The sequence below is a fragment of the Halorubrum trapanicum genome (assembly GCF_017873555.1).
Classification (GTDB): domain Archaea; phylum Halobacteriota; class Halobacteria; order Halobacteriales; family Haloferacaceae; genus Halorubrum; species Halorubrum trapanicum.
This window is the reverse complement of sequence record NZ_JAGGKE010000006.1, coordinates 1-15876: the sequence shown is the minus strand read 5'-3', so window position 1 is coordinate 15876 and position 15876 is coordinate 1. Positions and strand designations below refer to the sequence as shown.

Annotated in this window: 4 protein-coding genes; 2 read left to right on the top strand and 2 right to left on the bottom strand. The window is 61.6% G+C overall.

All coding sequences use genetic code 11. The annotated features are described in order from the left end of the window. On the bottom strand, window positions 1-10851 hold the full coding sequence (locus J2744_RS08045) for a choice-of-anchor D domain-containing protein (protein WP_209546485.1): 10851 nt from the start codon (window positions 10849-10851) through the stop codon (window positions 1-3). 1635 nt (window positions 10852-12486) lie between these two features. Between J2744_RS08045 and J2744_RS08040 the strand changes: the two genes are divergently transcribed. Together J2744_RS08040 and J2744_RS08035 are read left to right on the top strand one after the other, a co-directional pair. Then, a complete protein-coding gene (locus J2744_RS08040; RefSeq protein ID WP_209546483.1) occupies window positions 12487-12882 on the top strand; it encodes a hypothetical protein in 396 nt (131 codons plus the stop codon). A gap of 506 nt (window positions 12883-13388) precedes the next feature. Beyond that, complete coding sequence (locus J2744_RS08035; protein WP_209546481.1) at window positions 13389-14618, top strand: hypothetical protein; 1230 nt, start codon at window positions 13389-13391, stop codon at window positions 14616-14618. 699 nt (window positions 14619-15317) lie between these two features. Here the strand turns inward: J2744_RS08035 and J2744_RS08030 are convergent. Next, the gene (locus J2744_RS08030) at window positions 15318-15653 is read right to left on the bottom strand and encodes a hypothetical protein (RefSeq protein ID WP_209546479.1); all 336 of its coding nucleotides are present in this window, start codon (window positions 15651-15653) and stop codon (window positions 15318-15320) included. Between the last annotated feature and the right edge of the window lie 223 nt (window positions 15654-15876).

Below are 15876 nucleotides of genomic sequence, written 5' to 3'. Positions count from 1 at the left end.
CTACTCCTCTTGGCGGGCGTACAGCGCGACGACCGCCACCGCGGCGAGGACGAAGACCACGAGGATGAGCGCGACCACGGGGAATCCGCCCGGCTCCTCGGCCGGTTCGTCGCCTGTTCCGTCGCCGGTCCCGTCACCCGTTCCATCGCCGGTCCCGTCACCGGCCGGTTCCTCGACGGCGAACGAGACGGTTGCGGTGTCCGTCTCGCCCGCGTCGTTCGTCACCGTCAGCTCGGCTTCGATCGTTCCGGTCTCGTCGACGGTCGTCGTAACCGTCTCGCCGGTGAGCGTCTCGCCGGCGACGTTCCAGTCGTACGCCGCGATGTCGCCGTACTGGTCCGTGGACTCGGCACCCGAGAGTTCGACCTCCTCACCGGGTTCGACCGTCTCGGGCGTCACCTGAGCGACCGCTTCGGGTTCGCTCACGGCGGACGCCGCGAAGTAGGAGAACCCGGGCGTCTGGGCCTCGATCCGAACGTGGGTGTCGGTCTCGTTGACGATCGCCGTCTCGAGTCCCTGCCATTCGCCGTCCGCGAAGCGGTTGATCCGCAGGTCCTCAGCGTCAGCGTCGGTCTCGTTGAGCCGCTCGTTGGAGACGCGCATCTGGATCGTGGCCGAGGAGTTCTCGAGCTGGTCCCCGACCGAAATCTGCGTGACGGCCACGGAGGAACCGGGTGCGGGCCCGGTCTCGTCGGGTTCGCTGTCGAGCGTGCGGGCGTTGACGGAGCCCTCCACCTCGAAGTCGAACGCGACCGACTCGACCGTGTTGTTCTCGCCGAAGGTTGCTCTCGACTGGCCGGTATCGGCATCGACCTCGATGTCGGCGGTCTCGTCGACCGAGACGTCGACGTCCGCCGGCGGTTCCGGCGGTTCGACGTCGACGGGACCGTCGATGTCGGGCGGCGTCGGGACGGTACCGTCTCCGGTGTCGTCGCCGGGATCGTCTCCGGTGTCGTCACCGGGGTCGTCGCCGGGGTCATCGCCGGGGTCGTCACCGGGGTCGTCGCCGGGGTCGTCACCGGGGTCGTCGCCGGGGTCGTCGCCGGGGTCGTCATCCGTTTGATCTTCTACAGGCACTGCGATGGCGAACTGCGAGAGACTGTCGGTCGTCGCCTCGTAGATGTAATTGCTTCCAGCGATACTACTGGTACTGCCCGCTAGGTAGCTGGTCTCGACGGTGGTGTACTCGCTTCCGTCGTACCGGAGGAGCGTGACGTTAGACGGATCAGCATCCAGCTCGGAGAGTCTGGACTTGCTCACGCGGAACGTGAAGGTGTTGTTCTCGAGCGAACTGGCCGAGAGGTTCGACTTAGTCGCCGAGAGGTACCGGATATCGGTGTATTCGGTCTCGTTAACCGCCTGACCGAACGGGGTCGGCGAGCCGTCGATAGTGATGTTGAAGTCGCTGCTGGTCTGGACGAACGGCTGCGTCCCGATCACTTCGGCGTCGTCGTCCGGGTACGGGCGGAACGACCGCTCGGGCTGGAGTCCCGGTTGGACGTTCTGGTAGGAGGCGATGACGCTACCGTACGTGACGGTCACGATCGTCTCGCTGTTCGAGAGGAACACCGACTTGCCGGGTTGGCGCGGGTCGGTCGTGATGACGTTCAGGGACCCGTACTTCGCGCCCGGGACCTGCGGCGTCAACTCGACGGTGACAGTCGTCGATTCGCCCGGTTCGAGGGCGTCCCTGCCGGCGTCGGTCACGGTGAATTCGTTGCCGATACCCCCCGAAGCGGCCACGGTCCGGATGGTCACGTTCGCAGTCGCGCTGACGTCGTTCGTGACCGTCAGCTCGCGCGTGGACGTGTCGCCGAGCGACGTGGACCCGAACCGGATCGCGTCACTGCTCACCCGGAGTTCGGGCGTCTTGCCCGTACCGGCGAGTGCGACTTCGAGGGTGCTCTCGTCGTCGTCGGGATCGTCGCTTCTCACGAGGAGCCGCGCGGTCTGGGCGGTGCCGTTTTTCGCCTCCTCGACATCGTCGACCGGCGGCGAGAAGGCCACCTCGACTTCGCGGCTGCTCCCGGGCTCGACCGTCAGCGGCGAGCCGTCGGTGACGGACGGCTCGGTCACGTTGAACTGGTCCGAGCTGGTCCCAGCGAGCGCCAGATCGGACACGTTCAGCGGTGCGTTGCCGGGATTGGAGATCGTGAGTGTCGTCGTGGTGGTCGTTCCGAGCCGTGTCCGGTCGAACGTGAGACTCTCGGCGTCGAGTTCGATATCCTGTTCGACCCCGGTCACGCCGAGGCTGGCCGTGGTGGTTCCCGACTGGGCCGTATCGATCTCGAGCGTCGCAGTCGCGCTCCCGGTCACGCTCGGCGAGGATTCGACGATGAAGGTTCTCGACTCGTCGGCGTCGATCGTCCCGGTCGACAGGCCGCTCACCGAGAAGGCGGAGGCGTCGTCGCCGGTCACGGAGATGCTCGTGATTTCGAGCTGCGCGGTCCCGTCATTTGCGAAGGTGAACGTCTGTTCGCGGCTACTGCCCAGCTGGACCGAACCGAAGTCCCTGGTAGACGGGGAGAGCGAGGCGTTGCCCGCGATGCCGTCACCAGTGAGCGGGACCGAGAGGTCGCGGTCGTTCGAGGTGAGCTCGAACGTCGCGCCGTACTCTTCGGCTTCTTCGTCCGGCCCGAACGCGACGGAGTACGTCTCAGCCTCGCCGGGAGCGAGCGACGTCGGTTCGCCGCTCACGATCGTGAAGGCGTCGACGTCGGAGCCGCTGATGCTCGACGCGTCGATCTCCAGCGTCGCGTTCCCGTCGTTAGTGACGGTGAGGGAGCGCCGTTCAGAGCTTCCCGTGCGGACATCACCGAAGCTCCCGTTCAGGGTGGTGTTGCTGAGGACCGGCTCGATACCCTCCGTGGCAAGGGTCACGTTCGTGTCGCCGGCCGGGTCGTCCGACTGGATCGTGAGGTTCGCCGTCCGCTCACCGGTCCGAGTCGGTTCGGCCACGACCACGATGGTGCGAGTCGCACCGGGAACGACGGTCGACGCGTCGTCTTCGACGCCGTCCGTCACGCGGAACTGATCCGTGGTCGTCGTGACGTCCGTGACGGTGAGCGCTTCGCCGCCGTCGTTCGTGAGTTCGATCGCCGCCGACGCGCTCGTCGTGTTTGTCTGGACTTGACCGAACTGGGTCGAGTTTCGATCGACCGCCGCGCTCGGGGCCGAGCCGACACCGGTCAGCGAGACTTCGACCGTGTCTTCGTCGGGATCGTTCGTCTCGATCGCCAGGGTGGCCGTTTTGTCGCCGGTGGTGTCGGGGTCGAAGCCGACGGTGACGCTCTCCGAGCCGTCGCTCGAGATATCGGTCCCGGCAGTCGGTGCATTGGTGACGGTGAAGGCGTCGGTGTCGTTGTCAGTGATAGACACGCCCTCGACGGTGAGGTTCGTCCCCGACCGACCGTCGTTGGTGATCTGGATCGTGCCCGTCGCGTCTTCGTCTTCGACGGTGTTCACGTACCCGAACTGGAGGTCGGTATCGTTGACCGCGACGTCGGGCGGTGTCGCCTCACCGGAGAGCGAGACCGCGTACTGACTGGAGCCGGCGACGTCACCGCTCGCGGCGAAGATCACGGTCGCCGAGTGACTCCCGTCCGCGGTCGGTTCGAACGCGACCGTGACATCTGTCGTCTCGCCGGCCGAAAGCGAGTCCGGAAGGGTGTCGGCGTCAACCGCGAACTGACCGGCGCCGCTGCCGGTCTTCGAGTCGACGCGGAGCCCGGTGAGCTCCTCGGTGCCGTCGTTTTCGAGCGTGACTGTGCGCGTGACCGAATCGCCCTCACCGATCGTCTCGTACTCGATGGTGCCGGTGTCTCCGACGAGGTTCGTCGTCTCACCGGAGCCCTCAAGCGTGACGTTGATCGGGTCGTTGTTCGGATCGTTCGTTCCGAGCGTCAGGTTCGTAGTCCGATCTCCGGGGTTCGTCGGCGTGAACCTGACCGGGATCTCGCGGGCCGCTCCCGGCTGAATCGTGACCGTGCCGAGCGAGCCGACGACCTCGAAGTCCGAATTCGAGAGCGCGTTGGCCGTCTCGATTTCGAGTTCGGCGTCGCCGGTGTTCTCGATGACGGTCGCGTTGGTGGCCGACCCGCCCACGGCGACGCCACCGAACGTGAGGTTAGCGTCGTCGGCCGGCGTCGTGATGGTTGCCGTCGCGGTGAGCGTCGTCGCGGAGAGGTTCAGCGTGCCCGTGACGTTCGGATCGTTCGTGTCGAAGGTGACGTTCGCCGTGGGTGAGGTGCCCTCCGGCGTCACTTCCACGGTGACGAATTCGGACTCACCGGGTCCGAGAGCGATGTCGCCGCCTCCGTCGCTGACCGTGAAGGTGCCGTTCGATTCGTCATCGACCGAAGGCGTCACGGTCAGACCGGCCGTCCCGGTGTTCTCGAGGAGGACGCTCGCGCTCGCGGTGGAGCCCTCCGTGACTTCGCCGAACGAGTACTCGCCGCTCGGGTCGGTCAGGAGCTCGCCGCCGAGCCTGGTTCCGCTCGCGCCGACCGTCACGGTTCCGTTGAACGGATCGTTCGATGCCAAGCGCAGTTGACTGCCGTACGTCCCGGGCTCTTGCGCGGTGAACGTCACGTCGACCGTGGTGCTGTTCCCCGGACCGAGGCTGGTCGCTGCCGCCGTGCCGTCGAAGCCGCCCGTCAGCTCCGTCTCGAACCGGAGTTCGCTGTTACCGGTGTTGGTGATCTCGACGGTTTCCGTCGGCGCACCCACGTCGGTGTCGCCGAACGCGATCGAGGACGCGTTGACGGAAATCCCGGGGGCGACGCCGGTGCCAGCGAGACCGACTTCTCGGACGGGGTCGCTCGGAGTATCGGCGCGGAAGCGGAGCGTCGCCGAGGCATCACCGCGCTCGGTCGGCGCGTACGCGACGGTTATTTCCCTCGTACTGTCCGCGGAGATGGAATCGGGAGCGTCTTCGACCTCGAACTGGCTCGCGTCCTCGCCGCTGATGCTGGCGCGGCCGAGCGAGATCGGACGGCCGCCGTCGTTGGTGATATCGACGGTGACGGTCTCTTCGGTTCCGCCCGCCGGAGCGGCGCCGACTTCACCGAAGTCTCCGTCGTCCGTCGCCGCAACTGTGATCGGGTCCGTGACGTTGATTTCGACGGTGTCGTGTTCATACGCTACTTCGTCGGTACCGGTCTTCGTCACCACGGCGGTGTAGTTCCCACTTGCCCGAACTGTCGTCTCGGCTTCACCGATGACGTTAGTGGAGACCCGCTGGTCCGCAACCGCGATCGTCGCATCCTGGACGTCGTCACCGTTCTCGTCGGTGACGGTGAACGCAACGTCCTCACCGGAAGCGACGGTCGGCGTCGACGTCGTCAGGGTGAGCTGAATCTGGTCGCGCGCGACGGAGATCTCGGTCTGCTCGAAGTCGTTGATGGCGACCGTGCTCGTTCCGTTCGTTTCGGGAATGAACGTGAAGTTCGTCGAGTCGGTCGCGCCGGCCGCGACGTCGACGGTCCGGCTATCTTCCTGATTACCGTCGACGGAGAAGTCCACGGTGACGTTGTCGTCGATCCCACCGTCGTTCACCAGGTTCGCCTGGACGCGGACCGATCCGTCCACCGAGATGGCGGTGTCGTACACGGTGTAGTTCGCGACGCTCGTCGCGGGATCGACGGTAACGGTCGACTGCCGGGTCGCGTCCGTCCCGTTGTGCGAAACGGAGAGCGTCCGTTCGCCGGTCTCGTTGAGTTGCGTCGAGAGCGTCACCGTCGGCGCGTCGCCGGCGGGTATCGTCTCGACGGAGGCGTTCACCGTCTCCCCGTCGACGTCGAGGGTGACGTTCCGGTCGGCGGCGATCCCGCCGGTGTTCAGCAGATCGACCTCGACGGAGACGTTCTCCCCCGCGTACACCGTGTCCGAATCCACGTCGGCGCCGAGCAGCCGCACGTCCGCCGGGCGGTTGACCGTGAACGTCTCGCTGTCGGGGTTGTACGTGGTCTGATCGCCGTCTTTCGTCACTGACGCAGTGATCGTACCGGAGGCGAAGGTCGCGTTCGCCAGTCCGCTGGCGTTCGTCTCGAGGACCCGACCGCTTGCGACGATCGTCGCGTCGTCGACGGCACCGCCAGTGCCGTTCGTGACGTTGAAGCGGACCTCGTCACCCGTAGTCGGGTTCGGAGTTTCGACGTCGATGTCAAGGTCCTCGATGCGCTCGGTGACGAGGACGCTCGTCGGCTGCTCCTGATTGACTGTGAGGTTGGTTCGACCGACGGTGTCGAACGTCCGGTTGAATTCGACGTGGTCGACCTCGCCCGCTCCGAGGTCGGTGACGGTGACGTTGTCGACGTCTCCCTCGCCGCCGACGCTGAGGTTCACCGCGAAGCTCTCGTCGAGTGTCGATCCACGGTTACGAACCGTCGCGTTGAGCGTCGTCTCCTGCTCGCCGACGGTCACGGTCGTGTTCGAAACCGTGTAGTCGGTCACGACCGTCTGCGGGTCGATCTCGACCGGACCGGCCACTTCGTCGCCCACGGAGAGGGTTCGCGTTCCGCTGGTGTCGAACGTCGCGTTCAGCGTGATCGTGGTCTCGTTACCGCCACCGAGGTCGACCGTTTGGTTGGCGAGAATCTCACCCGAGCCGTCGGTGAGGTTGATGGTCTCGGTCCCGGACAGGTCACCGTTGTTGACGACGTCGGCCTCAACGGTCACGTTGTCACCGGTGAACGCTTGCGTGACCAGTCTGTATGCGTCGTCGACTTCGATGTCTGCCTGTTCCTGAACGATTACGTCCACCGAGTCGCTGTTGTAGCTCGTTTCGGCATCGGATTCTTTCGTGGCGACTACGGTGTAGTCGCTGGGGGCGAGCTCGTCGGGCGTGCTGATGTTCGCCGTCCCGTCGGTAACGTCGAAGGTATCGCCGTCGATCTCAAGCGTCGCGTCGACGAGGCCTCCGTTGGCCCTAACGGTGATATTCAGATCTTCCCCTTCAGTCACCGTCGAGGGGTTCGCCTCCACCTGAAGATCCTCGACCACGTTGTCGACCGTAACCGACCGGGTGAACGAATTCGCCGGTCCTTCGACCGAGATGATGACGTCATCGTCGGGTGCGAACGTCTCGGAGACCGTCTCCGATTCACCATCGGAAATTGTTCCGGTAGTCAGATTACTCGTTTCGCCGCCAGCGGTGATATTGACCGTGACCCCGTCCTCGTCCGCGGTGGTTCCGCGGTTCGTGACCGTGGCGTTGACGAGAACGGCGTCTTCGGTGGTGATCGCCGTCGAGTTGACCGAGACGTCAGTTATGACCGACTGCCGAAGAACCTCGACGTCTCCGGCTTCGACGCCGTTGACAGTGAGGGTCTCCGTCTCGGCGGTCGTGTTGAGCTGCGGCGTCAGCGTGACGGTCGTCGACTCACCCCTTCCAAGCGTCACGTTACGCGTCTCGACCGTCTCGTCCGAGGCGTTCGTGACGTTGAGTTCGATGGTGCCCTCGACGCCGCCGACGTTGAAGACGGTCGCTAAGACCTCGACATCGTCGCCGACGTAGGTCTCGTCAGTCGGGAGGAAGGCCTCGTCAACGAAGAGTTGCGCCGGTTCGCGGACCTCGACGAACGTCGAATCGGTGCGGAATCGCTTGGTATCAGTGCTACTTTTTTGAGCGCGTGCGAAACTCCTGACCGGCGTCTCGAACGTGGTCGTATTGGTGCCGTCCGGTCCGGTCGTGAGCGTCTTTCCGGCCACGCGAATTGTCGCACCGTCGATCCGCTTGCCGTCGGCCCTGACCGTGAACCGAACCGGATCTCCGGGCGTCGTCGAAGCCGTCGCGTTCGAAGCGATCGTGAGGCCGACACTCCGGCGTTCGACCGTCACCGTTCTCGTGGTGAGACCGTCGACAGAGACCGTCTTCGGCCCGACGTCGGTTCCGGTCGTGTCCCACGTCAGCTCCACCGTCTCTTCGCCACCGGCGGGGACGTTCTCAATTGTCTCGGTAGCCACCTCAGTCCCGTTGACGTTCAGCCGGACCGTCTTGTCAGCCGGAACCGACCCGCGATTCTCCACGGTAGCGGTCACGACGAGCTCCTCACCGATCGTGACGGTCCGCGGAGCCGTGAATTTGGTCGTTTCGAGAGCGGGATCGACTGTTATCGTCTGGTACGTCTGGTCTTCGACGGTGACGGGGTATTGGCCCGCCGTTTCGTTCGCGGTCGGCTCGAACACGAGCGTCTGACTCTCGCTCCCGTTCAGTTCGGCGGTCGTCTCGCTGAGCTCAGTTTCCTGGAAGGCGAAGTTGACCTCCTCGGAGCCGCGGAGGTCGCCGACGTTCTCGACCGTCACCTCGACGGTCAGGGTCTCGTCGGTGTATATCTGGGTTCGCAGCGGCGAGACGTCGGTCACCTGGATATCCGCGGGAGCGTTGACCTGAATGTCGACCGAATCATCGAGGTAGGCCACGCTATCGTTCGACGGCTTGGTCGCCGTCGCAGTGAACTCGCCTGAGTCGTCGAAGGTGTAGGTCGCCGCTCCGTCGTCGCCGGTCTGTAGATCCTCACCGTCGACGTCAATCGTGGCGTTCACCGCCGGTTCACTGTCGGTTTCAACGATGAACTCAACGGTGTCGTTCTGGTTGACTTCGGTCTCGTTGGCGGTAAGGCGTAGCTGTCGTTCCGCGGTATCAACGCCTATGGAGACAGGCGTGGTCTGGTTTTCACCGTCGATGTCGGCATCGCCGACGGCAATCTCCCGGATTCCGGGAGTGTCGAACGCGGTGGTGAAGATCAGTACCCTGGTCTCACTCGCGTTGAGGGTACCGTTTTCGGTCGTGTCGATCGGCTCGCCGTCGACGTAGACGGTCGCGTTGTATGCGCGTTGGACGTCGTCCGTGTTAGTGACCGTCGCGTTGATCGTGACTTCCTCTCGCGTCTCGGGATCGTCCGGTGAGACATAGAGGTTGCCGTACTCGAGGTCAGACGGCTGGAGGACGTACAGTTCAACTGAGTCGCTGTTGTACGCGGTGTTCGTCGTCTCGTTCGTCTCCTTGCTCGCGGTTGCGGTGACCTCATCGTCACCGGTCACCGGAACGACCGCCACCCCGGAGCCGTTCGTTGTCGCCTCGGCTCCGTCCACCGTGACCGTCGCGTCCGAGATCGGGTTGCCATCGGCCGTCGCGTTCGTCACGGTGAAGCGAACGTTGCTTCCGTTCAGCGGTTGCGTCTCGTTCGCGCTGAGATTGAGTTCGACGACTCGGTTGCTGACCTCGATACTCAGTGGATCGATCCCTGAGTCGACGATCGTCAGTTCGTACGTGCCCGTGTCGTCGAACCCGTACTCGAACCGGACTTGCTTCCGTTCGGAGCCGTTGAGGGTGACCGAATCGTTCAGCGTGGCTCGTTGCTCGCCGTCCAGTGCGACCGCGAGCGTGGCGTTGACAGTCGTCTGGACGTCGCCGACGTTCTCGACGTCCGCGGTCACGGTGACGTTCTGGTCAACTGTGACGGCTGTATCCGAGGACGTGAGGTTCGAGTACTCGACTTCCGCCGGTCTGCTGACCGTCACCGCCCGCGTTTCTTCAACGGCGCCAGCACGAACCGTGACGTTGGGTTCGCCGAAGTCGTCCGTCTCGGTCGTGACGGTGAAGTCGAACTGTCGGGTCTCCCCGCCTTCAATTGTGACGTCCGCTTCGGTCTCGCCTTCGACGAGCGCACCGTCGAACAGGAACTCGACGTCCCGAGTCGCGTTCGCCTCCCCGGCGTTCGAAACGTTCGCCGTGACGTTGAGCTGCTCGCCGGCGACGATCGGCTCATTGGTTTCGGTTATCCCGACGCCGATGTCGGCTGCTTCGAGAATATCGACACCGAGGTTGGCCTCGTCGTCTTCGGAAAGGACCGACACATTGTAAGCGCCCGGCGGGGTTTCATCGGTTTCGAGAGTGACTTCGACGGTTTCGTTCTCGCCAGCTCCGAGTTCGATAGGTCTCTCCGGTCCGTCGATAGCGGTCTCCGTACCGTCGGGGAGCTCGTCGAGGAGATCGAACGAGACGGTCTGCTCGTCTCTGCTTCCACCGGTGTTTTCAATATCGGCAACGACAGTCAGGTTCTCACCTTCAGTAACGCTCCCGTCCGTGGCGTCCTCATCGATGGTGACGTCGAACTGCGCATCGGAGAGGAGACTCACGTTGACCGGCTCGTAATCGTCCTCGGTCGCGACCGCGTACGAGAGCGTTTCGCCGGCGTCCTCCTCCTCGGTCTCGACGACGAACTCGACCGTCTCCGTGTCGCCGGATCCGATCGTGACGTCTTCTTCCACACCGACGGTTTCGTTGCTGCCTCCGAGTTCGTCGTCTTCCGGCGGATCCACCAGCGTGACGTTCTGCGTGCCGGTGACATCTCCGACGTTCTCGATTTCGGCTTCGATCGTGGCGTTCGAACCCGGAGCGACATCCTCGACGGATTCGGCTTGGACGATGTCGAACTCCGCCGGGGACTGTACCGTCACGGTGGTCGAGTTCGAGGCGTCGCCGGCGCGCACCGTGACGTCCCGCTCGCCGATATCGGCTGTGCTGGTCTCAGCGGAGAAGTCGAACGTGGCGGACTCCGAGGCGTTGAGCGTGACGCTCTCGTTCGTGGTGATCGCCGTCCCGTTGAACAGGAATTCGACGTCTTCCGTGCCCGCGGCCCCGCCCACGTTCGAGACGGTGGCGGTCACGTCGACGGCGTTACCGGCCACGACCGAATCGTCGACGGCGGTGAGTTCGACATCGAAGTCCGGCCCGGGGAGGACCTCGACACCGACTTCGTCGAAGTCGTTCTCGGAGCTGACGTTGACGGTGTAGTTACCCTGTGGGAGGTCAACCTTCTCGAAGGTGAGCTCGACCGGTTTCGTCACGCCCGGATCGACCGAGACTTCGGCCGATTCGGTAGTATACTCGACTGAAGTATTTTCCAACGTCGCACTGATAGTTTGGGTGCCGGAGATGTCTCCGTCATTCGTGATGTTGGTGACGATCGTCAGGTTCTCGCCTTGGACGACCTCGTTGTCGGAGGCACCCTGGTCGACATCAACCGAGAAGTTTTCTCCCTGATCGCCGACTTGGGCAATTGTTGTGGCGGTTCCATTGCTAGTTCGAATCTCAACTGGTAGATCGGTTGGAACCTCATCAATGACATCAGATGTAGCTGTATCATTAGATGTATTATACGCGAATGAGAGACGTTGTGATTCGCCAGCATTTAACGTAATTCTCGTAGTAATGTCTTCTGTTTGGGGTATCCGACCAAAGTCAGACTCCTCAAAACCGGTCAACTTCTCCGCTTGAGTACCGTTAAGATACAGACTTGCTTCATCGTCAACCGTCCCATTACCGACGTTGGTCACCGTCGCATTGACGACGATCTCCTCGCCGTCCAGCACGTTGAGCCTAGAATCCTCTTCGTCGATATCGACGGTTGCGTACGGGTCTAGCTGATCCCGTAGAGTGACGGTTTCCCTGTTCGTCTCGAGTTCACCGGTCTCGTTGTTCTCGGCGATGTGAACGATCGTGTACTCTTGCTGCCCGTCGCTACCGGTCGAGAAGTTCTCGAGCGTGCCGACCTCGAGAGTCGCGTCCGCATTCGTTCCGGACACGGCGACCATCGAGGCGTTGATCACGGACTCGCCTTCCGAGGGCGCGAGATTCTCACCGATGCCGCTCCCGATGAAATCGACCAGATCGGAGATCGAGAAGAGCGGCCCGATTTCCGATTGATCCCCGAGATCTTGGCCCATGAGCTCGGCATCGCCGTCGGTCTCGCGAACCCCGTCGAATCGCTTAATCGTCGTACTGGACGAGATGTTGTCTAAGCTAACATCGCTGAGACTCCCGGCCTCGACAGTAATGCTCTCACCACTAAGCTTCGTCTCATTGTAGAGGACGACGGCGTGCGTGATGGTTCCGGTCGAATTGTCGATCTCGGTTTCGACATCCACCGTGACGTTTTCGCCCGGTCGGTACTCGGCGTCCGGATACCCGTCGGACCGCGTCGGCGTGACGACGGAGCTTCGGTCTTGAACGACGGCGACATCAATACCGAGTACGCGTGCGTTGTCACGCTCGGTGATATTTCCTTCACTAATTTCCACTGAATCACTGTTCATCACCAAGAATACGTAGTTGCCACGCGTCGATGGCTCAAAGACGAAACTCGCGCTGCCGTTATTGAGAGTGGCGTCGCGTTCGACGAACTGCGCGGTGTTTTCCTCACTCTGTAAGAGCGAGTCGATATCCGTCACGTCCGGCACGCCGTCCTGTCCGGTTTCAGTCCTCACAGCGACGAGGTCGACAGAAGAGTCCTGGAAGTCCCCGGCGTCAATTACCGCACCCTGTCTCTGGTTGTACTGGATAGAAATATTTTGATCGCGGTCATACACCGAAACCCTGTTTTTGTCCAATTGACCATTCACGCCTCCGGTAGAAAGAAACGTTGGCGGGATCGCAGTGGTCATTCCGGAGTCGGATGGGGTTCCGAGCGGGTCGACCCGCGGATGGGCGACCGCTCCTGCCCAAACTGTCAGGTTATCGACGCCGCCCGCCTCGATAAACGGAATCGAGACATCTCCGGATTCCGTACTGAAGGATCGAGTCTCTCCTCTAACCGTCTCATTGGCTTCGACGACGGCTCGGAACTCGAAATTAGTATTAGGGTCAAGGAACTCAAGACGCGTTTCGAAGCTCCCGGTTTCGTTCACTACCACCGGTTCAGTCTGTCGGGTGAGACCGGAGTTCGCTTCGCCGTATTCGAAGTAGACTTCGACTTCCTCATGAGAACCGAGAGCGCTGAGATTACCGTTGAGTGTCGCGAGATATCTGCCGACGTTGGTCGCACTGTTCGTGGTTACGTCCGGCGACTGGACGCTGGTCTGATCACTAGTTACGGTTGACGACTGGCCGTCGGTTTGGTCACTAGTTTCGTTCGTTGTCGTGTTCGACGACTGGCCGTCGATCTGGTCGCTCGTTTGGTTCGTCGTCGTGTTCGACGACTGGCCGTCGATCTGGTCACCGGTTTGCTCAATCGGTCCGTTGCTCGCTGTTGGCCCCCCAGATGCGACCACGCCGGGCGCCATCATGGAAACGACCATGATGAACGCAAAGGTGACCGCAAAAAATTGGTGCCGGCTAGGCAGATGCATACTGGTCGATAACATAATCGAGTGACATAATAGTTTGGTTTATCTGATACGATCTGTCTATTGTATCCAAAGTTTGTAACTTGTCGCTGTGGTCGGCTCGGGAGCGTTATTTACCACTCGGAGGTCGCTCTGGAGATGTGTGTCGAGAAAGTAGCGCGTATCGAGCGGCAAGCGACTCGGACTTTTACCACCTCAGATGGACCGTTTCGGGTGAAATGAAGATAGATTTATCAATGACAGTTTCCAAGAACCGGTAAATGAAACTTTCAGCATCGCGATTGGTACTCATCGCGACGCTCGTCCTCCTATTTACAGCTACGGGTCTATCAGCGGTCGGAGCGGCCTCCACCACGTACGAGGTGTCGGTTCCTGACCCGATCGACGTCCCTGACCGCGTCGTCGAAGCCGGGGGGCAAGAGCTGAGTATCACGTCCATTGCGCGCGTGGAGCCCGGCGAGGGCATCGAAGCGTCGACGACGGCGCCGGAAAACGAGAACTATCTGCTCCTCCACTACAACAGTAGCGGAAGCATGGTTGACTTCGCACCGATGGTCGGCAACGGTTCGACCACGTTTTCGACTGACGAGATCGACGCGGGAACGTATCTCCTCGTGTTGGACGGAGATGGCGGACGCGCAACTCAACCGGTCGTCGTCGCGGGCTACGACGCTGAGCTGACGGTCCCAGATGAGGCGAAACCGGGGGAAACGGTCAACGCAACCGTCGAACTCGACTCGATAACCGACGACGAACCGGCGATCGATTCGGTGGAACTCGTGGTGATGGACGGCAGCGAACCGGAACAGATCGAGGCGGACGCGACCGACACGTCTGGAGACACGTTCGTGTACGAGACCGGGCTAACCGTCCCTGACGAAGAGGGTGAGTATGAGGTGTTCTCAAGCGTGTTCGGGGAGGGGTCAATCGCCGATACCACCGAACAGGAGGTGCTAGAGATCACCGAAACGAGCATCGAAGTGAGCGAGGCCACCACCGACGGTGGCTCAGATAGGGGTTCCGCTGACGGCGGCGATGGGGACGGTGACTCCGACAGCGACACGGAGAACACTAGCGATTCGAGCGACAACGGAGCGAGTACCGGTGGAAGCGGTGACAATACCTCTGATGGATCCGATAACGGCGAGGGGAGTACAGGCGCGAATGAGACAGAATCCAACGAGAACGGCACGGATACACTCGATGGAAACGAGACTGACGAAAATAGCACGGACTCCATCGGCGGAAACGAAACCGACGGGAACGACACGGACACGGACGGGTCGTCGAACTCCGGGTCATCGAACGACGGGACTGACGACGAATCGTCAGATTCGAGCGAGTCCACATCTGACGGCAACGGTTCGATCGAGCCCAACGATACTGACGATGTCGTGAGCGAGGAGCAGGCACCGCTGACCGGGGTTCCGCAGTTCCTCGCCGCCCTTCTGGCGATCGGACTGCTCTCTCGCACACGTAGCAGGGACTGACCCGGGATCTGATACGGGAGAGTCGGAGACAGTCAAGCAGGCGGCGACACTTCCGAGACACGATGAACCACTCACACCAGTGAGAACACGCCGACAGGGGACGGTGAGATTATAGAAAATCAAGGAGAATACCTGCGCGTTTAGGCGCAGGATGAATCCGACAGTACGTTCAACAGCCTCCGTTTGACGACAGTTCGGAGTTTCCAATCCGTACTTTTACTCACTAGTGCATCGTCCATACCGGTAGGGTCAGGTCGGAACGGAGCGATTCCGAACGACCTTTGGAGGCGGTCTCCCCGCCACTAATGAGACAATATCCGAAACGCCAACACGGTGAACACGAATGCTAGACGCGTTCGTCTCGTGCCTGTTGGTTGAGCAAGCCTCACGATAACTCTGAGTCCGCCGACGTGTCAGCGACTCCCTGCTGGCAAAAACAACAGATGGGAGTCACCGATACTGAGGATAGGAGTATCGGCGGTTTGGCACCGCCAGACAGCCACTGACTACGACGACTGGGTTAAACGGGTTCCCGCAAAGTGGCAGAAACATGGTTGCAAACCTGAAACTCCCACCGCTCGGGATTCCTCCGCCTGAAGGCGGAGGAGGATGTCAAGACGATTGGGCTCTGTTGAAATCCTATTCTTGAGACATATTTTCGCCTGAAACAGCCGGTCGATGAGAGCTGCGAACACACCGTTACAAATCATGTTTTGAGGGGTCACAAAGTGCGATACGTGCCTCGTCAGCAGAGACGCTGAATATCACGACTTCCAACCCGTGTTCAGTGGCGATGTTGCGTATGCTTTCCGGGGCATTTTCCGGGTCGGCTTCCACAGTATCACCCCCGGGTAGCGCGTCGAGAATCCGTATCCAAAGTGGTTGGTTCTCGTGTTTCAATCCTCCCTCGCGTGGGATATTACCAGATACCCACTCACCGGATAATCCCGGCACGGCCGTATCGCCGCTATCGAACTCAAATCCAGAATACTCCGCCTCTTTGAGTTCTTGTCTTACTCGCTCCCAATCAGTCATTAGTCGTCTAATCGAACAATACCGACGTAAATATGCCGCCTGTACTGAATGATACGTGCTTCTCCTGTACTGACCACGAAGGACCAAAATATATCAGCTGCTGAGGGTTTCAACAGAGCCGACGATTGTGCTCTATTGAAAATGCGGTACGGGAGCGGGATCATAGTGTTTTGGTGAGCTTCTTGAGGTTGTTGAGGGCGAACGAGAGGATGATCTCACGGAA